The 21,912-nt window shown below is 45.0% G+C and carries 21 protein-coding genes and 1 pseudogene; 14 read left to right on the top strand and 8 right to left on the bottom strand.

Annotated features, from left to right (window positions below; translation table 11 throughout):
- Positions 1-61 precede the first annotated feature (61 nt).
- On the top strand, positions 62-2,305 hold the full coding sequence (locus tag RH45_RS21840; RefSeq protein WP_008081566.1) for a hypothetical protein: 2,244 nt from the start codon (positions 62-64) through the stop codon (positions 2,303-2,305).
- A gap of 96 nt (positions 2,306-2,401) precedes the next feature.
- Here RH45_RS21840 and RH45_RS21835 read toward each other — a convergent pair whose 3' ends face one another.
- A complete protein-coding gene (locus RH45_RS21835) occupies positions 2,402-3,430 on the bottom strand; it encodes a S66 family peptidase (RefSeq protein ID WP_008081565.1) in 1,029 nt (342 codons plus the stop codon).
- A gap of 396 nt (positions 3,431-3,826) precedes the next feature.
- Between RH45_RS21835 and RH45_RS21830 the strand changes: the two genes are divergently transcribed.
- From RH45_RS21830 to RH45_RS21820, 3 genes are all read left to right on the top strand, one after another.
- Positions 3,827-4,705: a 6-pyruvoyl trahydropterin synthase family protein gene (locus tag RH45_RS21830; protein WP_008081564.1), complete on the top strand. Its 879-nt coding sequence runs from the start codon at positions 3,827-3,829 to the stop codon at positions 4,703-4,705.
- Between the two features lie 181 nt (positions 4,706-4,886).
- On the top strand, positions 4,887-5,645 hold the full coding sequence (locus RH45_RS21825; protein ID WP_008081563.1) for an alpha/beta fold hydrolase: 759 nt from the start codon (positions 4,887-4,889) through the stop codon (positions 5,643-5,645).
- 173 nt (positions 5,646-5,818) lie between these two features.
- On the top strand, positions 5,819-6,247 hold the full coding sequence (locus RH45_RS21820; protein WP_008081562.1) for a hypothetical protein: 429 nt from the start codon (positions 5,819-5,821) through the stop codon (positions 6,245-6,247).
- Between the two features lie 47 nt (positions 6,248-6,294).
- On the opposite strand, the gene RH45_RS21815 is transcribed toward RH45_RS21820, so the two are convergent.
- The 5 genes from RH45_RS21815 to RH45_RS21795 form a co-directional block, all read right to left on the bottom strand.
- Positions 6,295-6,522: a hypothetical protein gene (locus RH45_RS21815; RefSeq protein WP_008081561.1), complete on the bottom strand. Its 228-nt coding sequence runs from the start codon at positions 6,520-6,522 to the stop codon at positions 6,295-6,297.
- Positions 6,523-6,768: 246 nt separating this feature from the next.
- A complete protein-coding gene (locus RH45_RS21810) occupies positions 6,769-7,797 on the bottom strand; it encodes a methionine synthase (RefSeq protein ID WP_008081560.1) in 1,029 nt (342 codons plus the stop codon).
- Between the two features lie 26 nt (positions 7,798-7,823).
- On the bottom strand, positions 7,824-8,801 hold the full coding sequence (locus RH45_RS21805) for a DUF1852 domain-containing protein (RefSeq protein ID WP_008081559.1): 978 nt from the start codon (positions 8,799-8,801) through the stop codon (positions 7,824-7,826).
- Between the two features lie 323 nt (positions 8,802-9,124).
- Positions 9,125-10,147, bottom strand: a complete 1,023-nt coding sequence (gene trpS, locus RH45_RS21800) for a tryptophan--tRNA ligase (protein WP_008081557.1) — start codon at positions 10,145-10,147, stop codon at positions 9,125-9,127.
- 288 nt (positions 10,148-10,435) lie between these two features.
- The gene (locus RH45_RS21795; RefSeq protein ID WP_008081556.1) at positions 10,436-10,891 is read right to left on the bottom strand and encodes a Fur family transcriptional regulator; all 456 of its coding nucleotides are present in this window, start codon (positions 10,889-10,891) and stop codon (positions 10,436-10,438) included.
- A 146-nt stretch (positions 10,892-11,037) separates the two neighbouring features.
- Between RH45_RS21795 and RH45_RS21790 the strand changes: the two genes are divergently transcribed.
- From RH45_RS21790 to RH45_RS21760, 7 genes are all read left to right on the top strand, one after another.
- Positions 11,038-11,937, top strand: a complete 900-nt coding sequence (locus RH45_RS21790) for a metal ABC transporter substrate-binding protein (protein ID WP_008081553.1) — start codon at positions 11,038-11,040, stop codon at positions 11,935-11,937.
- 77 nt (positions 11,938-12,014) lie between these two features.
- Positions 12,015-12,887, top strand: coding sequence for a manganese/iron ABC transporter ATP-binding protein (locus tag RH45_RS21785; protein ID WP_008081552.1), 873 nt, complete (start codon positions 12,015-12,017; stop codon positions 12,885-12,887).
- Positions 12,880-13,791 carry a metal ABC transporter permease gene (locus RH45_RS21780; protein ID WP_008081550.1) on the top strand — a complete coding sequence of 304 codons (912 nt, stop codon included), beginning with the start codon at positions 12,880-12,882 and terminating at the stop codon, positions 13,789-13,791. Before RH45_RS21785 ends, RH45_RS21780 begins: the two co-directional genes overlap by 8 nt.
- The gene (locus tag RH45_RS21775; RefSeq protein ID WP_277422228.1) at positions 13,788-14,642 is read left to right on the top strand and encodes a metal ABC transporter permease; all 855 of its coding nucleotides are present in this window, start codon (positions 13,788-13,790) and stop codon (positions 14,640-14,642) included. Before RH45_RS21780 ends, RH45_RS21775 begins: the two co-directional genes overlap by 4 nt.
- Before the next feature lie 134 nt (positions 14,643-14,776).
- On the top strand, positions 14,777-15,562 hold the full coding sequence (locus tag RH45_RS21770) for a CLCA_X family protein (protein ID WP_008081545.1): 786 nt from the start codon (positions 14,777-14,779) through the stop codon (positions 15,560-15,562).
- Between the two features lie 134 nt (positions 15,563-15,696).
- Positions 15,697-15,963: a DUF3081 domain-containing protein gene (locus RH45_RS21765; RefSeq protein ID WP_008081543.1), complete on the top strand. Its 267-nt coding sequence runs from the start codon at positions 15,697-15,699 to the stop codon at positions 15,961-15,963.
- Positions 15,960-16,589, top strand: coding sequence for a CIA30 family protein (locus RH45_RS21760; RefSeq protein WP_008081540.1), 630 nt, complete (start codon positions 15,960-15,962; stop codon positions 16,587-16,589). The genes RH45_RS21765 and RH45_RS21760 overlap by 4 nt, the downstream gene beginning before the upstream one ends.
- 42 nt (positions 16,590-16,631) lie before the next feature.
- On the opposite strand, the gene RH45_RS21755 is transcribed toward RH45_RS21760, so the two are convergent.
- A complete protein-coding gene (locus tag RH45_RS21755) occupies positions 16,632-17,963 on the bottom strand; it encodes an MFS transporter (protein ID WP_008081539.1) in 1,332 nt (443 codons plus the stop codon).
- A gap of 238 nt (positions 17,964-18,201) precedes the next feature.
- On the opposite strand from RH45_RS21755, the gene RH45_RS21750 reads away from it, so the two are divergent.
- Together RH45_RS21750 and RH45_RS22730 are read left to right on the top strand one after the other, a co-directional pair.
- Positions 18,202-18,726, top strand: a complete 525-nt coding sequence (locus tag RH45_RS21750; RefSeq protein ID WP_008081537.1) for a hypothetical protein — start codon at positions 18,202-18,204, stop codon at positions 18,724-18,726.
- A gap of 173 nt (positions 18,727-18,899) precedes the next feature.
- Positions 18,900-19,667 carry a substrate-binding periplasmic protein gene (locus RH45_RS22730; protein ID WP_008081535.1) on the top strand — a complete coding sequence of 256 codons (768 nt, stop codon included), beginning with the start codon at positions 18,900-18,902 and terminating at the stop codon, positions 19,665-19,667.
- A 95-nt stretch (positions 19,668-19,762) separates the two neighbouring features.
- Here RH45_RS22730 and RH45_RS21735 read toward each other — a convergent pair whose 3' ends face one another.
- Positions 19,763-20,986 (bottom strand): MFS transporter, encoded by a 1,224-nt coding sequence (locus RH45_RS21735; protein WP_008081534.1) that lies wholly within the window; start codon positions 20,984-20,986, stop codon positions 19,763-19,765.
- A gap of 722 nt (positions 20,987-21,708) precedes the next feature.
- Between RH45_RS21735 and RH45_RS23690 the strand changes: the two are divergent.
- A pseudogene (locus tag RH45_RS23690) lies at positions 21,709-21,912 on the top strand (winged helix-turn-helix domain-containing protein); the annotation flags it as partial.

Here is a 21,912-nt window from a genome sequence, read left to right as displayed (position 1 = left end):
ATACTTTGTTCGTATTTTGACTCGCAAATTGATTGCTAGTATTTGTTAGGTGAGGCCGTTGATGAAGCTGCTGGTTGTATTCATTATCTCGATTTCGTTTTCTCATTATCTTGCTGCAAAGAGCTTTCCTTCCGCTGGGGCGGCGATTGTGTTGCCCGGCCAACATCAACAAAGTATCGACCTTGATGGTGCGTTGCTTTCTCCGCAAGACGTGATTGATTGGGAATTGGCTAACAGTGACTTGGTGTTTGGCTCTTACCCAAACAGAGAGGACAATGAGCGGACAAGCGCAATCGGCTACATGTACAACCAAAAGCTAGAAATGAATTCTGGGCAACTTGAGAGTGATATTCGCGATAGTGCTGAACAGCAAGGTATCGACTATGAAGATCTCTTTCTCCATTTTGCTGAAGATACGATCCTCGCTGAAGTTGAGCCGACTCACGGTGACAAAACGATCATCAACCGAGAACCAATGATTGTGGGTTACACCGCCGATGAAATGCATGCCGGCTTTTGGTTATATCAAGCACCCCCTTGGGACGCGGATGTGTTTGAAAATAGTGACCGTGGTGGTGCGCTCTACGTCTATCATTCCGAGCAGTTTGATCGGCTAAAGCTCAGTTTCTCTCAGTTTGCTCAAGGCGGTACGTTTCGCATTGAATACCCGGCGATGATAGATACTTCGGGGTTTGTGACTGAATGGAAAACACTCGCGATAAAAAAAGACCGCACCTTAAATATGACCAAAAACCAATCGATCGTTTGGCATATGCCCAGAGATTGGAAAAGAGCCACCACACATGATGGCTCGGGAGCGAGTTACGGTGGGGGGCAATACTTCGGCTCTAGGTTGTTACGTGATGGCGGGCGATTATTTGCCGTGCGTATTATTTGGCAACCGAAAGAAAATGAAACCATGGAGCTGCGCCCGCGTCTTAAAGAAGTGAAGCTCAAAAACAGTTTTCCCGAGGTTAAACTTACCGGTGCTGATACTACGACAAGCGAAGGATTAACGATCCAAAAATGGAGAAAGGTGAGGGGGTTTGATAAACAAGCAGACCTCAATAACGACAACTACTTGTCTTGGCAGGAGTACAAAAGCCGCAGCAATAAAAACGCCACTGCGCGATTTCGTTGGGAATCTCGCGTCATTCCATTCGGTCGTATGTGGAACCAATCCTCATCTTGGGCACTGACCAATCTGGCAAGCCCTCAGTTACTTACTTTGATGCAAGATTACTATCATCAAACATGGTCTGAACAAGGGTTAAAAGGGGCTTATAACGATGATACTAACAAGCTTATCGGAGCCAATCAGTTTCATGTACATAGTGGCGGAAAGGTGCTGGAGTTGGGTGCTGTGGTTGGTAGTACAGATGCCAACCGCTTGTATCAGCAACATTTCGCAGACTTCCTTAAAGGGCTCGCCAGTAGCAACAGTGATGCTCTGATTAGCGTCAATATTGGAACGGCGAATATGCTGGGCCGTAATGGCCAAACCTCGTTGTTTGGTTCGGCGTCATTGTATCTTCGCGAACACTACTTAGTACCATCAATGGGTCTTAGCGGCTACGCTGGGCTGGCGAAATTTTGGGATAATGCTGTACTAGCGCAAGGCGGCCATAAGGTTATTTATCAAGCCACAACACGTTACGGCCGTGTTGAATATCTGGGTAATGACGAACAAAACTGGAAACAAGACCAATACTCTACTTTAGCGGTGTACTACTTGAACCATCACCCAGATCGTAGCTATTTTTCTCAATGGAACAGCGGTTATATCTATGGCAGTGACAACACGACCAGTGATAACTTCTGGCAAAGTGGGGTTGCAAAAAACATCGCCTATCAACCTAGTAGATTGTTGAATATTGATATTGGCGAGCCGAAAAATTCAATCCCAGCAGGCTATGATGCCATCCCGTTAATGCTCTCTACCAGTACACCCTATCCCGCAGACTATACCCTAGTGGGGGATTCGTCTTCGCTTTCCGTCATGCACCCTGATTTGCCGAACGGAACCGTTAATGTGCGACCAACTTATACTTACTTCTTGGTTCAGAGTGAGCGTGAGATCGTCCCACAAGGCCCAGAAACCATGGTATTGGCGCGAGACTTCACTAAGGGGAAGGTACTTTATCGAACGGATTTTTTCGGCAAGAGCAGCGACTTTTATCATTCTGAAAAAGTGACTATACCTCTTGACCCAGCCATGCGCCCAGTGGATGAAAATGGCAATATCGGAGAGTACGTCGATCAAGTTCAGATTGGTGGTTACCAAGGATTGATTCTGCTGTATTGAAATTTACCCAATCCAACGTTATTTGAGTTGGGATACGGGAAGGCGAAGCAATTTAGCTTCGCCTTATACGTTAAACCATAGAGGAATGGTGATTACTTAAACCAGTCGCTGGGTTATCTTCCCTCGCTCGCCAAGTTCAACTTTAGCCAATGCGCCATTGACCAATGTTAGGTTGGGTGGAAGGTGTCCGATGTCCAAATCCATCATGATTGGAACCCCGGTGTTTGCAAAGCTGGACGTGATTGCCTCCAGGTAGGTAAGCGCGTGTTCATCTTCAGGATCTGGGGATGAGTTTCTGCCAAGCAGTACCCCATTAATGTGATTGAATATGCCCCTAAATTTCATGTTCAATACCGCTCTAACGATATCAGTCGGAGACATCTCAGCGTTTTCGAGGAATAGTAAAATACCCTCGGGGTAATCCTTGGATAAAGCGCTAATATCGAGATATTCCGTGTCGAAAAGGTGGAATAGGGTGTCCCAACAGCCGCCAATCAAACGTCCTTCGATGTAGTCACTCGATGTCGGTTTAACTAGCCACTTCCACTCATTAGGTGTATCTAGTGTTAAGCCGCTTTCTGGCGTGTTGACAATATCTGGCCATTGGCTGGCGTAGAGTGGTGATGCGAGCTGAACAAAGTGCTCTCCCATAGGCGTTGCAAGATGGGTCAGCGTGTTAGCCGTGAGCTCATCTCTGGCTGCGGGTACCAGATCCATCAAGTTGGAGCAGTGCGCGGTTGCCCAGCGGAGCTTACTGGCAAACACAGCAGTCAGTGTGCTGACGTCTGAAAAGCCCAATATCCATTTGGGTTTGGCTGTCTCTAGGCGTGAAAAATCAATCAAAGGCAGTAACTCCATTGCAACCTCACCACCCCAAGGCGGGTAGATGGCGTCAATGGTGTCGTCGAGTAAAAATGACATTAACTCTTCAAGGCGTTTTTCGATGGGGGCGCTGACGTGTTTTTGCTGACCAAAAAGGCAATCACCCACGACTACGCGAAACCCTTGAGATTCGAGATGCTGTTTAATGGTGTCGAACCTTGCTTTGTGCTCAAGTGCGATGCCTGAAGAAAACGCAGTGATTGCTATAGTACTGCCTCTGGTTAATGCTGCTGGGTACTTCATTGATTTTTCTCCTTATTTTTACCCTGATATGAACATACCCACTCATAAATTTATTTACAACTATTCGATGCCGATACTCGTAAAGGAAAATAGAGAGTGAAAACATCAGCTAGACTTAGTCATTGGTAAACGACGCGATGGTAATATCGCCAGGCAGAAAACACGTTAAGAGTAACCATTTAGCTAACATGGGGAAACGCGCGTTTTGGCGCAATTATTGAGTGAATTGGATAGAGTTTGTTCTTTTCTCATAAGATTGGCGCGAAAAAGGTGGACTTTGCTAAGTCGTTGTAACATCCTTCCCCTCCATTTTCATTCAACCTAATCGATGAGACGAAGTGCCTGCTGAAACTTAATCAGCCTCCCGTATCTCATTAAAGTAGTAAGGAGTTCAACTTGAACCTATTTGTAAGAGATCTTACCGTTATCGATTCTTCCTTCATTTGTGAGCGCAGAGGGGTCGTGGGAGATAGTTGGATTTTAGATGTAACCATGTCTGGCGAGCTCAATGAAATGAGCATGGTGCTGGATTTCGGCAGGGTGAAAAAGCAAATTAAACACCTTGTTGACGAACATGTTGATCATCGCTTACTGGTGCCAATGAAAAGTGACGCTATTTCTTATCAAAGTACCAAGCCTGGTTACGCCACCCTCGATGTGCAGCGCGGTGCTAAGAGCATTCATTTACAGTGTCCTGATGAAGCTTACTGCCTGATCGATGCTGAAGAAATTACACTTGAAAGTGTTACTCAGCATGTGTACGACATCTTACGGGATAACTTACCAAGCAATGTGACGGGTATCGAGATTACGCTACGTAATGAACACATCGCTGGTGCCTTTTATCACTACACGCACGGATTAAAGAAACACGACGGTAATTGCCAGCGCATTGCTCACGGCCACCGTTCTCCGATCGAAATCGTGGTCGATGGTAAACGTGATAGCGACAAAGAAGCCGCGTTTGCCAAACGATGGCAAGATATCTACCTTGGTTCTCAAGAAGATAAAGTCATGGTCGGAGAATTAGAGCTAAGCGAGCTGGCACAATCTATCTCAGATCAGAGCCATTACGGCTTTCGCTATACCGCTCCTCAAGGGGAGTTCCAACTCGCGATACCAAAAGAAGATACGGAAATTCTACCGACAGATACAACGGTTGAGCTTTTAGCAGGCTACATCGCTGATCAGGTTAAGCCGACCCTTGCTGGTGGCGAATCTCTACAAATAATTGCCTATGAAGGTGTTGGTAAAGGCGCGATGGCCTTCCGCTAACATCATCTACTGAATTCTCATACAGCCAGTGCCAATCGGTACTGGCTTTTTTTGTCGTATCGGAAAACTTAGAGCAGTTCATGCCGTTTCTCCTATTAAGTAAACTGATCGGTTTACTTAATGGCCGTGTTGAATTAAATTACACTAATCGGTGTAATTTAATTCCTAGGAACACGTGCGAATGAACAAGCTTACTTCCACTTTGTTAGTGTTTATTTCCTTAGTATTGGTAGGGTGCACCGGCTCAGTCAAAGAAAGCACTCAGTTTGAAGCCAATGACCAAGTGGTTGTTCTGGCTCATGGCTTAGGGCGCAGCGATGTGGCGATGTGGCGCATGACTCGGCGATTAGAAGGAGCAGGGTATTTAGTTTGCACATTAGATTATAAAACCATCGGCCAAAGCGTGTCTGATGTATTGAATGTGACGACTAACCAAATTGATGCTTGTGTCTCTTCTGCGCCAAAAGTCCATTTCATCGGTCACTCTCTAGGTGGCTTAGTCATCCGCTCTTACTTGCAGCATCATCCCGATATGATCGACAGCGAACAAATGGGAGAAGTGGTATTGATTGGCACTCCCAATAAAGGCAGTGAGGTCGCAGACCACTACAATGGAACCTGGCTAATGAGCATCGGAGGCGAGATCAGTCAGGCGCTGGCGACGGGTGACAAGACCCTAGGTAATCAGATTGAGGCTCTCGATGCTAACATTGGCATCATTGCCGGAACAAAAGCGACCCGATTAACGGATACTGTGTTTAATGGACCAAATGATGGATTAGTGTCTGTTGAGTCAACGAAGCTTTCCAATATGAGTGACTTCATCAGTGTCAATGTTGGTCATTCGAGTATGCGATACGATGAGCAGGTTGCTCGACAAGCGATACATTTTTTAAAGCATGGTCGCTTTGACCATTCCATTTCAGACAACGATATCTAGCGTTTTGTTTGAAAAATTGTTTCTGCGCATCGTGAGATTGTAACAAGCCATTTTCTCTATCATCTTGGCGGTCAAATCAGTGCTACTATCCAAGTTAAACAACCGTTTCCGCAATGCTTAATACGGTTGTGTGATGAGCACAGAGTTCATCTTAGATGAAGGAGATATTGGCCATGAAACGATCCGTGATATTAATGACAGTGGCACTTGTGCTGGTTGGATGTGAAGACGCCAACAAGATGATCGATCAAGCACAGCAAGCGGCAAATGATGCTGTCGATAGCGTGCAGTCTCAAGTGGAGTCGCTAAACCTAGAGCAGTTGAACTTAGAACAGTTCGGCGATGCCAAGCAAAGCGCGCAAGAATTTACCGCTTCGTTAGAAGAGATAATCAGCCTCGATTATACGGATCCGTTAGCGATCTCACAGGCAACGGACAAGTTTGCTAATGCCTATCAGTGTTTGGTTGATGCAACGTCTACGTCGTCAGCGGAAAAGCTATTAAATGGCTTCTTAGAGTCGATTGGTAGTGCGCAAGCTGAATCTCTAATAGAGCAGGGCTTGGCGAAAGCGGAACAAGCACAAAGCTGCGTCACGCCATAGACGGAGATAAGTGAAAATAGCCTCAGACAGTGTCTGAGGCTATTCGTTTAAGTTAAGTTATCGTTGATGGTTTTCTTACCGCATTGCTCACAAATACTGTGTCTAGAAAAGTCATCCATCGACGCCTCGAATGCCCCAACCGACGCACTTTTAATAAATCCGCCGACAAAATCTCTCAGCTTGCTCGCTTTAGGTTCATCACGGACTAATACGACGATATGAGTGGTTTTCGCGTCACATTGAGAACAGTAGTTCATTTCTTTCGTTGAGAGCATAAGCCATCCTGCAATACATTGTTTATGCGTTAATTGAGAACTGTTTTGTCACAGTTTTTCTCTGATATATGAGTGCGTTAGAGACGCATTTGTTTGTGTTTTAACGGTACTGCATCGATAGGTCACATACTCAGATTTACCGCTCAGTTTTCAGCTAAGTAGCTGAGGATTTTTAAAATAAGGTGGGGTAATAAGGAGAAAAGTAGGGTGATCAATTGTGGCCACCCTAATTGGCTTGTACTGAATTTAAACGGTCAATTCTTTGCGAACAATGTCTGCGCCAGCGCGTAAGGCTTTCAGTTTCGCGTTTGAAACGTCCCGTGAGAGCGGTGCCATACCGCAGTTTGTACAAGGATACAGCTTGTCTGCATCGACAAATTGAAGAGCTTGTCGCAAGGTATCAGCGACTTCTTCTGGCGTTTCTATCTCATCGGTGGCGACATCGATCGCACCCACCATCACTTTTTTACCTCGGATAAGTTCTAGCAGTTCAATGGGCACGCGAGAGTTGTGGCACTCAAGCGAGATGATATCAATGTTCGACTGCTGCAGTTTTGGAAATACTTCTTCGTATTGTCGCCATTCAGAGCCCAGCGTTTTCTTCCAGTCGGTGTTGGCTTTGATTCCATAGCCGTAACAGATATGGACAGCCGTTTCACACTTCAGACCTTCTATTGCGCGCTCTAGAGCGGCAATGCCCCAGTCATTCACCTCATCAAAAAAGACGTTAAATGCAGGCTCATCAAACTGGATGATATCAACGCCTGCTGCCTCAAGTTCTTTTGCCTCTTGGTTAAGTATCTTGGCAAACTCCCAAGCCAGCTTTTCGCGACTTTTGTAATGGTCATCGAATAACGTGTCGATCATGGTCATGGGGCCTGGCAGTGCCCATTTGATCGGTTGATCGGTTTGCTCACGCAGGAACTTGGCATCTTCGACAAATACCGGTTTCTGACGACTTACCGGGCCAACCACGGTTGGAACGCTGGCGTCGTAACGATCTCGTATTTTAACCGTTTGACGCTTTTCAAAATCTACACCATCGAGATGTTCAATAAAGGTGGTAACAAAGTGTTGGCGCGACTGCTCGCCATCACTGACAATATCGATGCCAGCGTGTTGCTGTTCTTGCAAAGATAAACGCAGAGCATCTTGTTTGCCGTGTACCAGTTCGTCACCTTCAAGCTTCCAAGGTGACCAAAGTGTCTCAGGTTGCGCAAGCCAAGAAGGTTTAGGTAAGCTGCCAGAGGTTGATGTTGGTAATAGTTTTTTCATAATCTTTATGCCGCCTGTTGAAGGATTTATTGGACGTAGTTCGCTGACCATTGCTCAAGAATGTTCTGATAAGGCTTAATAAAGTGCTCTTCAGCAAATTTGCCTTGTTCGACGGCGAGGTGGCTACGCTCTTTACGGTCATAAACGATTTGAGTGAGAGAGTGATCCTGATTCTTCAAGTTAGGTTTATAGCAGTGACCTGCAACTGCATTTGCGTTGTAGATTTCTGGACGGTAGATCTTTTGGAATGTCTCCATGGTACTGATTGTGCTGATTAACTCTAAGCTACTGTAGTCATTGAGCAGATCACCGAAGAAGTAAAACGCCAATGGGGCGACACTGTTTGGCGGCATAAAATAGCGAACCTCTAGGCCCATTTTCTGGAAGTACTTCTCAGTCAGTGAAGATTCATTGGGTTGGTACTCATAGCCAAGTACCGGGTGGTGATTTTCAGTTCGGAAATAAGTCTTGTTGTCTGAAACACTCAAGCAGATAACCGGTGGTTTAGCAAAACTCTGCTTATAAGCTGGTGAGTTAACAAAGTGCTGGAAAATTTTACCGTGCAGATCGCCAAAATTATCAGGCACACTAAAAGAAGACTGATCTTTGTTGTGGTCTAACAGCAGCACGCTAAAGTCGTAGTCGCGAACGTATGATGAGAAATTATTGCCCACGATGCCTTCAATTCGCTTATTGGTTTTACGATCGAGAATGTTGGTTTTTAAGATCTCAATGGTCGGGAAGGTCTCAGTGTTTTGTTCCAGATTAATATCAACGGATACAATTTCTAGCTCGATGGCGTAGCGGTCGCCGTTTGGATTATCCCAATGCGCAAGGGCGTTGAAACTGTTGTCGATCATCTTAAGTGCATTACGCAAATTTTCTTGGCGGCTGTCACCACGCGCAAGGTTGGCAAAGTTCGTTGTGATGCGTGTGTTGTCTGATGGCTGATAGTGCTCATCAAAGCTGATGCTTTTTACAGCATAAGTAAAATCTGTCGTCATGATGGTCGGTATCCTATTTCCTTAGATGAAAGCGGTATGCACCTTTAAACGCGTCGCATTAGTTTTTTTGTGTTTCTAGCGCACTTGTCATGCAAGACTGATTGAGTGAGCAATCGGTACCAGTCACATGAGAAGTTGAAGGCGATGTATTTTTTATACTTGGATTACCGATTGAAAAACATTTCTAATCTTTCAATCTCAACATGAGGAAAATTCATAATGATGGTTGTTGAAGTCACACATTGGCCTGGCTTTTGGCAAATGGGCAGCTTCTAGGTGGAACAAGCCGCCTAGCCGGAAGCTACCCATTTTAAGTCAACAGTTCAGAATAAGTTCAGTCCAAAGACTTGCTTAACATCGTGCAAAACTTTCCCTGTTTTTTGTCTTGAAATCTCGTTACCTTCTGCCAGTATGCGCAATAATTGTGCTTTATCATTCAGAAATTGCGCGCGTTTCTCTCTAATCGGTCGGAGTAACTCTTGTAAGCATTCTTCGAGAATTTGCTTGGTTTTACCATCGCCCAAGCCGCCAGCACGATAGTGGCCCTTTAATTGCTCAACGTAGTGTCTGTCTGGGTGGAATGCATCGAGATAAGTAAAGACCACATTACCTTCAACGTTCCCCGGATCTTGTACTCGCAAGTGGTTGGGGTCGGTGTACATAGATTTTACGGCCGCTGAAATCTCATCGGGTGTTGCGCCAAGGTTGATTGCATTACCCATCGATTTGGACATTTTATTTTTGCCATCGGTACTGGGTAATCGAGGAGATTGACTCAATAGTGGACGGCACTCTGTCAGCACATTGTGCCCTGCAAGCGTATTGATTTTACGCACGATCTCATTGGTTTGCTCAAGCATGGGAAGCTGGTCGTCCCCGACAGGGACTAAACTCGCGTTGAAGCCAGTAATATCAGCGGCTTGCGATATTGGATAAGTGAGAAAGCCTGCAGGAATCGAGCGTTCAAAGCCTTTACTCTGTATCTCGTTTTTGACTGTTGGGTTGCGCTCTAAACGGCTGATTGTGACCAGATTACTGTAATACATGGTGAGCTCAGCAAGCGCGGGCAACTGTGACTGGAGACAAATGGTCGTTTTTTCCACTGAGATCCCTACAGCCAGGTAATCGGCAACCACATTGAGAATATTAGACGAGACTTTTTCTGGTGTGTGCGCATTGTCGGTTAGGCCCTGCATATCGGCGACAAGTATGGTTTGATCATGAGTATCTTGTAGCGCCACTCGCTGTGCCAGAGAGCCAACATAATGACCTAGATGCAGCGGCCCCGTTGCTCGGTCGCCCGTTAAGATGATGGGTTGCGTACTGTTGTCGATTGTTTTGTTCATTATTTATCTCCGTTTTAAGGTAATTCGCCACTGGAGATACAAAACAAATGAACAGTCTTAGCTACCTTCCAGCAGCTAAAGAATGCAAAGATTCAGCGCCGCTCTAAAAAGAGCGCCACCAGAAGAAGTTTGATGTAGGCATTAAATTGAATATCATTCGCTCAATCTAACAACAAGAGTAATAAAGTACAACAGGCCGATTGTTTAATTAGCATAGAGTTACTTCCATTAATTTACTCCCATAGAGTTACTGCAGTTCAAACCTCGACAGAGTGCTCAAACAGTAGACTAACTCTGACCATGTTTTCTGACATACAGCTCAAGACGATGCGCGACGATTTCGTAGCCCAGTTGTTTCGCGATGGCTTCCTGAATCGCTTCTATTTCCTCAGAGCAGAACTCTATGACTTCACCTGTATCGACATCGATAAGGTGATCGTGGTGAGGCTTATTCGCCAGTTCATAGCTGGACTTAGAGCCGTCAAACTCGTTGCGAATGATTGCACCACGCTCAACCAGAACCGTGACTGTTCTATAAACGGTAGCCAAAGAGACATTGGCATTAAGCTTGTTAGCTCGCCTATGTAAGGTTTCGACAGTAGGGTGGTCGTCTGACGCCGCAAGTGCTGCCAGAATGGCCATTCGCTGTTGTGTGATTCTTACACCACCAGATCTCAGTGTTTCTTCCAACTCTTCAATAACACCAGCATGGTCTTCGCTTGTTACTTTTTGTTCAATCGCCATAAATCATCTAGTTTTCGCTATTTAAATGTTGTAAATGAGAATTGTTTGCATTAACGTATTTGCAAATGAGAATTAATCTCAAGAGGGTGTGTTAATTGTGGCCTCTTGATGTATGAAAGTATTTTTTAATTATCAAGGAGCCAGATATGACCAAGTTCAAATTCGCTGCCGCTGCTTCCGCTTTATTATTGGCCATTTCACCTTTCGCGAGCGCTGATGAAGACAAAATGAAAGTGGTCACGACCTTTACTGTACTTGCCGATATGGCTGCGAATGTGGCTGGTGATGCTGCTGAAGTTGTCTCAGTTACCAAGCCTGGTGCCGAAATCCATGGCTACGAGCCGACGCCTCAAGATATTGTCCGTGCGTCTGATGCCGATCTGATCCTTTGGAATGGTATGAACTTAGAGCTATGGTTTGAGCAGTTCTTGTCTAATTTGAAAGAGGTGCCTGCGGTTACGCTAACCAAAGGGATCAATCCCATTCCAATTGCTTCAGGATCTTATCAAGGTAAGCCCAACCCTCATGCTTGGATGGGTTTAGATAATGCGCTTATCTATATCGACAATATTGTTGAGGCGTTTGCTGAGCACGATCCTGACAACGCCGCGACTTACGTTAAAAATGCAGCCAAGTACAAGGCTAAACTACGCGCGACGATTGAACCGCTAAAAGAGCAGATCGCTAGTATTCCTGATTCGGAACGCTGGTTAGTGACTTGTGAAGGTGCGTTTAGCTATCTAGCTAAAGATTTTGGCCTAAAAGAGTTGTACTTATGGCCAATGAACGCTGACCAAGTGGGCACACCTCAGCAGGTTCGCTCGGTGATTGATGGGGTGAAAAAGAACCAGATTCCGGTTGTGTTCTGTGAGTCTACGGTCAATACATCTCCCGCCAAACAAGTTGCAAGAGAAACGGGCGCACAATACGGTGGCGAGTTGTTTGTCGACTCTCTCTCTACGGCCAATGGTCCAGTACCGACCTACCTTGATCTACTGACGGTGACGTCTGAAACGGTCGCGAAAGGTCTTAACTCTGTTAATTAAGACGCGAAACTGGCGCCTCGCAAGGGCCGCTTTAGGTCTCAATCCTCAATCAGATTTTTTGGAGCTAAGCACCTGTAATGAACGATGATCAGTTAGGTATTTCAGCCAAAGATGTGACCGTTACGTATCGTAATGGGTACACGGCGCTGCATGACGCGAATTTCTCCGTTCCTCCAGGCTCTGTGACAGCCCTCGTTGGCGTAAATGGAGCAGGCAAGTCGACCCTTTTCAAAGCGATTATGGGCTTTGTACCTATGTCTCAAGGTGAAATCACCATCATGGGCTTAAGCGTTAAGAAAGCGCTCAAAACCAACCTGGTCTCTTATGTTCCGCAATCAGAAGAGATAGATTGGAGTTTCCCTGTACTGGTTGAAGAAGTGGTCATGATGGGGCGTTATGGTCATATGGGGTGGTTAAGAAAGCCTAAACAAGCGGATTTTGCTGCCGTTGATCAAGCGTTAGAGCGGGTCAACATGTTGGAGTTTCGTAAGCGGCAGATTGGTGAACTCTCCGGTGGGCAAAAGAAACGCGTGTTTCTCGCCAGAGCGCTCGCTCAACAAGCCAAAGTCATTCTACTTGATGAACCTTTCACTGGGGTAGATGTACAGACGGAACAACAAATCATGGACCTTTTAAAATCATTGCGCGAAGAAGGCCACGTGATGCTGGTGTCGACCCATAACTTAGGCTCGGTACCTGAATTCTGCGACCGCACAATCATGGTCAATAAAACGGTACTTGCCTCTGGCCCTATAGAAACCACCTATACCCAACAGAATCTTCAGCGCGTCTTTGGCGGTGTACTAAGACACTTAACGCTCGGTGGCGACACCTTACACCATGATGAAGACTCGCGGGAGTTGATCATCCTAACTGATGATGAGCGTCCGTTTGTTCAATATGGAGGTAAGGCCGTGACTCCGACTGAGAGGGAGTCCGATCATGGTTGATTTTTTGCTCCAGCCCTTCAGTTATGGCTACATGAACAGTGCGATGTGGGTGTCAGCGCTGGTTGGGGGAGTTTGCGCGTTTCTCTCTTCTTACTTGATGCTCAAAGGCTGGTCATTAATTGGTGATGCGCTTGGCCATGCAGTGGTTCCCGGTGTCGCGCTTGCGTATATGATAGGTTTGCCGTTTGCGTTTGGCGCTTTTATTTCGGGCGGCATCGCCGCAGCCAGCATGCTGTTCTTATCTGAACGCTCGGGTTTAAAAATAGACGTCATTATCGGCTTGGTGTTTACCTCGTTCTTTGCACTCGGGTTGTTCCTAATCTCCGTTAATCCGATATCAATCAGTGTTCAAACCATCACAATGGGCAACATACTTGCGATTACGCCAGAGGATACGTTGCAACTGGTTTTGATTGGCTGTATCACGTTAGTGGTGTTAATCGCTAAGTGGAAAGATCTGATGGTGACCTTCTTTGACGAGAGCCATGCGCGTTCGATTGGTTTAAATCCTCCTCTGCTTCGAGCCATATTCTTCACTTTATTGTCGGCATCGGTTGTTGCCGCGATGCAAACTGTGGGAGCTCTGCTTGTGATCGCAATGGTCGTCACACCGGGCGCAACGGCTTACCTATTGTGCGATCGTTTTCCAAGACTCATTATGGTGTCGGTGCTGATTGGTAGTACGACCAGCTTTGTAGGTGCGTATATAAGCTTTTTCTTAGACGGAGCGACGGGCGGCATCATTATCTGTCTGCAAACTCTGATTTTTATTGTGGCGTTTTTCTTCGCCCCCAAACATGGTTATTTTGCGGCTAAGCAACGTGCTAAGAAAGCACTCAACGAACATCGTCAGCTCGTCAATTTTGATCAAAACAAAGCATCCACTGCAGAGGATTTTTCATGATGGACCTATTGTTGCCGTTCCAATTTCCTTTTATGCAAAATGCCTTCATTATCTGCTTGGTTATCGCGTTACCAACGGCGCTACTCTCTTGCTTTTTAGTGATGAAAGGTTGGGCGTTGATGGGGGATGCGGTCAGTCACGCGGTACTGCCGGGGATCGTTCTTGCCTACGTGACAGGATTACCTTTGCTGCTGGGGGCCTTTGCCGCTGGAATGCTTTGCAGCTTTTTAACGGGGTTCTTCTCTGCGAACTCAAGAGTCAAACAAGATACCGTAATGGGCGTTGTATTCTCAGGAATGTTTGCCGCTGGGATAGTATTGTATGTTGCGTTGGATACTCATGCGCATTTGGATCACATCCTGTTTGGCAACATGCTAGGCGTTGACTCTCAAGAGATCCTAACAGCGGCTGTGATTTCATTGGTTGTCGTGACAGGTATTGTAGTTTTCTGGAAAGACTTTCTCCTTCACTCGTTTGATGAAGTGCAAGCGCGAGTGAGCGGTTTGAACGTCACGCTGTTGCACTATGCACTTCTGACATTTCTTTCTCTGACCATAGTTGCAACGCTAAGTGCTATTGGTTTAGTTCTGGCGATAAGCTTGCTGATTGCTCCTGGTGCTATTGCGTTTCTATTGGTGAGACGATTCTCAACCATGCTATGGCTGGCGTGTGTGATCAACCTAGCTACTATGTTGGCAGGTGTTTATCTCAGCTTTAACTTAGACAGCGCGCCAGCACCCACCATAGTACTGATTCAAAGCGCATTGTTTATCTTTGCATTGGTACGTCGATTGTCTATCATCAAAAAGCAAACCAGCGCTTCTAATATCACGAGTGTTAAAGCGGCTTAGCTATCAGGCCCTTAACTCATAGGGCCTTGATTATTTCACCAGCACACCCACCAATAGCTTCCTGAAGCTTCTTTCATTTGGTTATAATCGCTCGTCATCTCCTTAATGACTGTCTATAAGCGATTAGGTAAGAATTGAAGTTAACCAGTTTTAAGCACAAAACACGCAAAGGGCCAGACTATCGCCACGGTGAACAGGTTTCTTTTCAAGACATCCAGCAGACCTTTGGTATGGGCAATATCCGTATCGGAAACTGGGTAACTCGAGAAGAAAAAGATCTCGCGGCCAATTTGATTTTCGACTCCTTTGCTGACTTAGCTTTCATGCTTGCTCTACCGCCGGAAGCGATGGGCTTGCGTGGGAACCTCAATCTTGCTTTTGGTAGCGGTGGACGCAAAGGTGTTCAAGCGCATTATGCGCCGCATCAAAGGGAGCTTGCGTTGGCAAAGAATGCTGGAGCCGGAGCTTTAGCTCATGAGTTTTGGCACGCGTTTGACCATTACATCGCTGATAAGGCGTTTGATGTGAGGGCTTCTTCTATACGCAAAACCATGTTCGCCAGTGATTGCTGGTTAATGGACAAAACGCCGCTGGTACATCCGCTTAATGAACGCTTGTTGAGTATTTTCGATACGACTTTGCTTACGGAGGACAGTTCCGATAAGCACGATTATGTCGCGCGTAGTGTCAGTGCAGATAAAATCATTGGTAAAAGCTATTTCTCTTTGCCAACAGAAATGATGGCGAGAGCATTTGAGGCCGCTATCGAGTCTTGTCCAAGCATTCGCAACCCTTATTTGGTTTCTGGTACGACGGCACCGGATATGGCGCCCGTTTATCCTGATATGGCTCATCGAACCGCCATTTACAATGCATTGATCGCCTATTTCAAGCCACTTGGTGAAGCTTTGAGTCGTTAAACTCATTGCTTGGCGTAACTGAAATCTCTTCAGCACGCTTTTTTAGCCGCTGACCGCAGCAAGTGATCGGCTATGCTCCCTAAATCGTAAACACTAAAGAACTCACAAGTGATTGTTTTACGGTGGAATGACAAATGGAAAGTAGGCTAACAATCAAGCAATTTCTGCGTGCGTTTGATAGCGTTTGTTCTAGCGGAGAAAAATTCGAGCATAAGTACCATCTCAATGGCTTGGACGCGTGGCACGATTTTGATGGCTATACCTGTTGGCTCGGCTATGAAGACGTAACGGTTACCTTGATGTTTCATGGCTCGCTAAAAATTGAGTATGACAATCAAGCTAATTACTCCGAGTTTCTTAAGCGTTGTCTTGTGCTTACGGCAAGCAAACCAGTGCAATGAACCGCAGTTTAGGTGCCAAAGCGTCGGTCATGATTTCAGTTCAATACTCAACACGTTTAAGCCTTATTTTCTTATTCCTGATCACGTTACTTTTTAATGCAGGTGCTGCTCTGGCTATGGAGGATTACATGATTGATATGACACAGCCGAATGAGTACCAACAGTGGCAAGCGACCAACGATAACGTCATGGGTGGTGTATCTAACGGGCAGTTGATTTATGCGAAACCTATAAGCCGCTTTGAAGGGGAGTTATCACTCGCGAATAACGGCGGTTTTAGCTCGATAAATCGTTCTATTGAGTCACTCAGTTCAGATATCGAGACGGTTGCGATAATCGTTGTCGGTGATGGAAGACGCTATCAACTTAGATTCTCTACAAGGAAGAACGGGGTCCAAATCAATTACAAGCATGAATTCTCAACTAGAGACGGCCAGCTTCAAAACCTAGAGTTTAGCTTAAAAGACTTCCAAGCTGTCTACCGAGGCAGATTGATAGATGACGCCCCACGGTTGGCAGCGTCAGATATATCAAGAGTCGGTTTTTTGATTGCAGACAAAACGGCTGGTCCTTTCTCCTTAGATGTTGGTCAGATCCGTTTTAAGCCCAGCATGAGCAGTCAATAAACAACGCCACTTTTAGCCTATTATTGGTGCTTGTTCTCGCGACTAAAAAATCGCTTCCTTTCTGTGTTTGACATAGAAAAACGCGCTAATGAGCAAGAACAAAAACGTAAAATAGTAGAAAAAGGAGGACAACGAGTCTAAGAAAGCAATATTGTCTTCGATTTGTTGTTCCGTGTAGTTTTGCGATAAAAGCTTGTAGTAGTAGGCATAGAGCATACCAATCGAGCCGTAGCCTAAGTTGAACATCAGCCCCTTAAAGCTCAACACGGTTGCTCTGTTATGAGATTCGGTCTTCTTGTTTAAATGGTAACTGATGAAAATGTTCATGGTCATGATGATGAATATCAGTACCAAGGCCGGGATTACCCCATAAATTGCCCAACCAAGACTGATCCAGTAGTAAGTTGCCATTGAAGCGACCCCCATGATCGCGAGAAATAATTTTGGTTCGATGCTCTCTGCCAGTCTTCGACTTTGACCTGCTAATAAGATCTGCAACACACTGATCCCGGCGCCAATTAAACCAAAGTAGATTATCGGTATGTCGATGGCGCGGTAGTACTGGCTGTTCATAGTTAGGAACATTCTGGAGGTATGCTCAAACAAGCTATAGTAAAGCAAAATAAACAGTACATAGGGGGTGGAAACAACCCACTTTGCTGTGTTTAACGTAAGCTTAAGGCTAGCTATTGTGGTGGCAACTTTGTTTTTGTGTGTCGGTAACTGTTTGGTTTCTTCGTCCATACTAAACGCTGCATAGATGGCAAATAGGGCGACAAACAAAGTGGCATAAACAGGAACCCGCATGATGTCCTGAGTGGTCTCTGGCGTATTGAGGCCGAGAAAAGCGTAAACGCTAGCCATAAAGTTTACGTCATACATTGCGGCGCCAATTAGGGTGACGAATATCCCCACAGTTGAAGAGATACGCAGTTGGATTTGTAGAACTTGAGGCCATATCTCTTCTTTGCCTTGCTCTTTCAAGGTGTCGTAGGCGAGGGCTTCATCAGCGCCACTTGCTAAAGACATTGCAAGCCCGCTCAAAACTCGATTGACCAAGAACACAATAAAGACGAGGTGAGTGTTGCTGGTTGGGACTAAGGCGATCATGGCGATCTCAATAAACATCATCAATGATGAGAGGACGACCAACTTTTTACGGCCTAACGTGTCAGCGAAAGCGCCAGAAGGGACCTCTGAGATTACGATCGTCGCGGCCCAAACTACGTTGAGCATGGCAAACTGCGATAAGGTCAGTCCGTAGTCTAAGTAAAGCAAAGTGAATACTGGGTAGTAAAAGCGCGCAAAGTAACTACTGCGAAACATTAGAAAGCAGCGAACATTACGGATTTGCAGGATTTCTTTGAGCGTCATGAGGCTTTCACATTTTGGATTAGTTAAGACTAGGTATATACCTTTTTGCATACTAGGTAAAAGGGTTAGTCTATCGAATTATTAAGTATTACTATCAATCTGTCGTTGCGGTGTAACAATTCGTGATGGTGCTAACATCAAGTAACATTATGTGTGAAGAGTTTTTTGATCGTAGGAGGATGATTTTATATAATTTTCTCAACTTTAATAACGATATCCATTCTTTGAACAGTTAGCTATGCCATTCTTCCTTATCATCACATTGCTGCTTGCAATGTTCGCCCTGATTACTTTCTACTTCTATCACGACAACAAGAAAAAAACACAGCAGCAAAGCACTAAGAAATCTCTGGTTGCCCGTGTTGAGAAACTAAAGAAACGCTTTAAGAGTGATATTAAGCCGCTGGTGGACTCTGGATGCCTAACCCAAACAGAGGGAGATGCGCTTTATCGAGTCGCCAACTACTATTTTGTTTATCAAGCGATGACTGTTGAAAATGTCGCTCACTATGAGCAACTCATCTCTGATTTGTTTAAAGTGATTGAGTTCGACGTATTCCCGACCTTGAATGCTGATAGTGAAGTGCCTGAGCTGACAAAAAATGCGCTGACTCAACTTATCCACTCTTTGCCACCTCGTGTAGACGGTTATACCGTATCCTTCTATCGCAGTGACCTTCCGGTCATCACCCAGAGATTGAAAGCGTCGTTTTCATCGAGCGAAATTGATGTGCTGAATGAAGACAGCTTGGCAACCGATTAATTACACTGGGTGTTTTTGCATCTAGCATTAGGCTTAGCTTTACGTTGAGCTATTGCTCAAGAAGTCGTCTAGCCCACAGTTTGATGTAAGTTTTAGCGCTATCATGTTGCAATAATGGGACAAAAAGACTCTATACTGTCGTACATAGGTGAGTCGAAACGAGGGAAGGTCGGATGCGCAATATACTCTTAATATTGGTCATACTGCTCTTTTCAAACGGCTCGCTCTCATCTCCCATCAAGACGATTAAACTGGCCTATTCAGATATTGAGTCTTTTCCTTTCCAAATGGGTAATGGCACTTCCGTCGCTAGACCTCCTGGCCTTTCTATTGATGTGATTGAACAAGCAGCTAGTCAGCTCCATATCAAGATCGAATACGTCCGCCTTCCTGGTAAGCGCGTCCTTCATCATATCCGAGCCAATGATGTCGATGGCGGATTCATCTTTTCGTATAACCAAGAACGAGCAAAATACGCAGACTATCCGTTAAAAGAAAACCAAGCCGATAGTGCATTACGTATCGCAACCTTGGATTACTTCCTCTATAAACTCAAGCAACAACCAGTGAATTGGGATGGCACTAGGCTAGAAGCGGTAAATCAAATGTTGGTAGGGGCACATCGAGGTTTCTCTATTGTGAAGATACTCCAAGCCAACAAGATCGCTACGCTGGAAGTAGAGACAACGGAAAAGTTATTTGAGATGTTAAGAAAGCGCCGACTCGCTGCCGTCGCTATCCAAAGCAATATTGCTACCAGCTTTATTGAAGAGAATCAGCTCACTAACATTGAACGCATAGAGCCGCCAATCTCGACCAAAGATTATTACTTGATCTTTAGTCATCGATTTACGCAGCAGAACCCAGAACTCGTCGAGCAGATATGGCAAACCATCGGTGAAGTGCGCGATCAGGTCATTGAAAGCAATACAAAAAAATAACTTAGCACAAGAAAAAGCAGTTAACTGAAAGACTGAGATTGAGATAAATAGAAACGGCCCAATAAGTGGGCCGTTTATTCGTTTAACAGTCAAAACTATTTGGCGTGTTGCTTGAGGGTGTTACTGAAGAAGAACAATAGCCAAGGAATGACAAGGCAGCCAAAGGATGCAATGGCTACCACGTGAAGATCTGAGCTATCAAATAGAGTAAACAGTGCCCCCGCAATTGCTGCCGACATACCAAACTGCGCCGCTGAATAAAGCCCACTTGCTACACCCGCTTGCTCTTTAAGGCTCTCTAAAGCGCGACCTGGGCAACTTGTCATCACGAGTGTTAAGCCTATCGTCATAACGATCATCGGTACAGTGACTGCATACCAAGCGTCTGCATCAGCCAATAGGTACATTAGGCCTGAAGCGAGTGTCATGAGTAGTAGCGCCGCGTTGAGTAAAGTGCGAGTAGGGAAGCGATCTATGATTTGTGGAGCTAGAAAGCTCATCAATAAGAAGGCCGTCGCAACGATGGTGAACTGCTGACCAAAACCAAGTTCGTCCATACCGAGTTGTCCGATTAAGTAAGCAGGGCCGTAACTCAGGTAGTAAAGAAACAGTGTTTGTGCGAGCACAGCAATCGTTAAGTACGTAACAAAAACGCGATCTTTTAACACCACAGCATATGCTCGCAAAGCTGACGGTTTGTTTTGCTGAATGCTGACGGATGATCGACGTTTTTCATTTGGCAATGAGAAGGCAACCCACACGACACTGATAAATCCAAGCCACGTCATAATCTCAAACAAAAACTGCCATTGGTTACTCTGTAATAGCAAACCGCCCACTACGGGTGAGGCAACGGGAACAAACCCCATTACGCCATAAAGATAACTGTAACCTCGGTTAAGCTGGCTCCCTTCAAATCGAGATCGTACGATGGCGAATATCGCCGTAAAGCAGCCCGCACCGCCTAAACTTTGAATGGCTCGCCCAGTAAGAAACTGTGCATCTTCACCCGGAACGGATATCGCCGCTAAGTAAGATCCGGCCGCAAACAAAAGTAGACCTATGATCGCCGATGTTTTTTTGCCAATTGAGTCTACGATGCCGCCCCAAATAACTTGGCCAATACCCCAACAGATCATATACACCGTGATAGCTAAGCTACCCACATTCTGGTTGCCAAAGTATGTACCAATGCTATACACGCCGGGTAAGAAAAAGTCTTGCCCGAGTGGCAGCAGGGTAAAAAGTGGCAAACCGGCCAAAAGTGTTGTCGCTACTGAGTAAGAGTTGGATGCAGGACTAACCGCACTAGTATTCATTGCTTTTCCTTGGGTGTATTCATAATGAGTCGCTGCTCAAGGTGCCTCAAATGGCATTAAGAACAGTTTTTATTGATATCGACAATCGGAGTTAATCCTAAGTCGATTTGTAGCGAGAATAGTAAGGAGACCTCTGAGTGACATAAATATCCAAAAAGTGAATTGTGTATGCACTTTTTAGTGGTGGCTTAATCGTGATGGAAAAGAAAGGGGTGCTTTAGTATCAACAGAAAGAGTAAGAAGTAATTTTTCCGTGCCATCGATTAGTCTCAAACTCACTTATAACCATATATTCGTTGTTCAGGCCATTCGACTTAGTAAATTAGAGCTTGTATAAAAAATTAAAAAAATGACTAAAGCCTATTTAAAGTTAATTAAGTTAAGTTTATAAAGTTAGGTAATTAGTATGCGAAGGTTTGGTGAGTAAATTGTAAACTGAACTCATTGTTATACTGACTCTTAGTCATAGGATAAAGAAAAGAGTTTAACTTATGGCACTAAGCACGAATGCGTCATTTATGTGTAAATAGAATGGATATTTTGATTGTCTCATTACACCTTCATCCATTTGATGACAATTAAGCATATAAAAGAGAATTAGCAGCGTTGTAGGTAAATACCATGGAAAGTCGGGGCTTAGATGAACCCAACTATAAATGCAATTGCAATGAATTTATAGTTGATAATTGTATTAATAGCAATCCAGTGTTTAGAGGACTATCATGGTACACATAAATCGCTCTTTCGAAGTTGATCTTCAAAAAGCAACGGTAAAAGATTTAGAAACAAATAATGTTTATCGGTTAGGAACAAATGAAGTTGAATTAATGAAGTACTTCCTTTGTCAACCGGATAAGTTGCTAAGCAAGAAAGAGCTGATTGACAATATTTGGACGAAAAGAGGGGTAATTGTAGAAGAAAGCAGC

This window comes from Vibrio sinaloensis DSM 21326 (genome assembly GCF_000189275.1).
In the GTDB taxonomy this organism is placed as follows: domain Bacteria; phylum Pseudomonadota; class Gammaproteobacteria; order Enterobacterales; family Vibrionaceae; genus Vibrio; species Vibrio sinaloensis.
This window is presented reverse-complemented; position numbering and strand designations above follow the sequence as displayed.

Coding starts and splice junctions, on each gene's coding strand:
- RH45_RS21805 (WP_008081559.1), bottom strand. CDS start 8,801: ATGACGACAGATTTTACTTATGCTGTAAAAAGCATCAGCTTTGATGAG.
- RH45_RS21795 (WP_008081556.1), bottom strand. CDS start 10,891: ATGGCGATTGAACAAAAAGTAACAAGCGAAGACCATGCTGGTGTTATT.
- RH45_RS21825 (WP_008081563.1), top strand. CDS start 4,887: ATGAACAAGCTTACTTCCACTTTGTTAGTGTTTATTTCCTTAGTATTG.
- RH45_RS21815 (WP_008081561.1), bottom strand. CDS start 6,522: ATGCTCTCAACGAAAGAAATGAACTACTGTTCTCAATGTGACGCGAAA.
- trpS (WP_008081557.1), bottom strand. CDS start 10,147: ATGAACAAAACAATCGACAACAGTACGCAACCCATCATCTTAACGGGC.
- RH45_RS21835 (WP_008081565.1), bottom strand. CDS start 3,430: ATGAAGTACCCAGCAGCATTAACCAGAGGCAGTACTATAGCAATCACT.
- RH45_RS21840 (WP_008081566.1), top strand. CDS start 62: ATGAAGCTGCTGGTTGTATTCATTATCTCGATTTCGTTTTCTCATTAT.
- RH45_RS21735 (WP_008081534.1), bottom strand. CDS start 20,986: ATGAATACTAGTGCGGTTAGTCCTGCATCCAACTCTTACTCAGTAGCG.
- RH45_RS21760 (WP_008081540.1), top strand. CDS start 15,960: ATGAACCGCAGTTTAGGTGCCAAAGCGTCGGTCATGATTTCAGTTCAA.
- RH45_RS21780 (WP_008081550.1), top strand. CDS start 12,880: ATGGTTGATTTTTTGCTCCAGCCCTTCAGTTATGGCTACATGAACAGT.
- RH45_RS21775 (WP_277422228.1), top strand. CDS start 13,788: ATGATGGACCTATTGTTGCCGTTCCAATTTCCTTTTATGCAAAATGCC.
- RH45_RS21810 (WP_008081560.1), bottom strand. CDS start 7,797: ATGAAAAAACTATTACCAACATCAACCTCTGGCAGCTTACCTAAACCT.
- RH45_RS21765 (WP_008081543.1), top strand. CDS start 15,697: ATGGAAAGTAGGCTAACAATCAAGCAATTTCTGCGTGCGTTTGATAGC.
- RH45_RS21790 (WP_008081553.1), top strand. CDS start 11,038: ATGACCAAGTTCAAATTCGCTGCCGCTGCTTCCGCTTTATTATTGGCC.
- RH45_RS21750 (WP_008081537.1), top strand. CDS start 18,202: ATGCCATTCTTCCTTATCATCACATTGCTGCTTGCAATGTTCGCCCTG.
- RH45_RS21755 (WP_008081539.1), bottom strand. CDS start 17,963: ATGACGCTCAAAGAAATCCTGCAAATCCGTAATGTTCGCTGCTTTCTA.
- RH45_RS22730 (WP_008081535.1), top strand. CDS start 18,900: ATGCGCAATATACTCTTAATATTGGTCATACTGCTCTTTTCAAACGGC.
- RH45_RS21785 (WP_008081552.1), top strand. CDS start 12,015: ATGAACGATGATCAGTTAGGTATTTCAGCCAAAGATGTGACCGTTACG.
- RH45_RS21820 (WP_008081562.1), top strand. CDS start 5,819: ATGAAACGATCCGTGATATTAATGACAGTGGCACTTGTGCTGGTTGGA.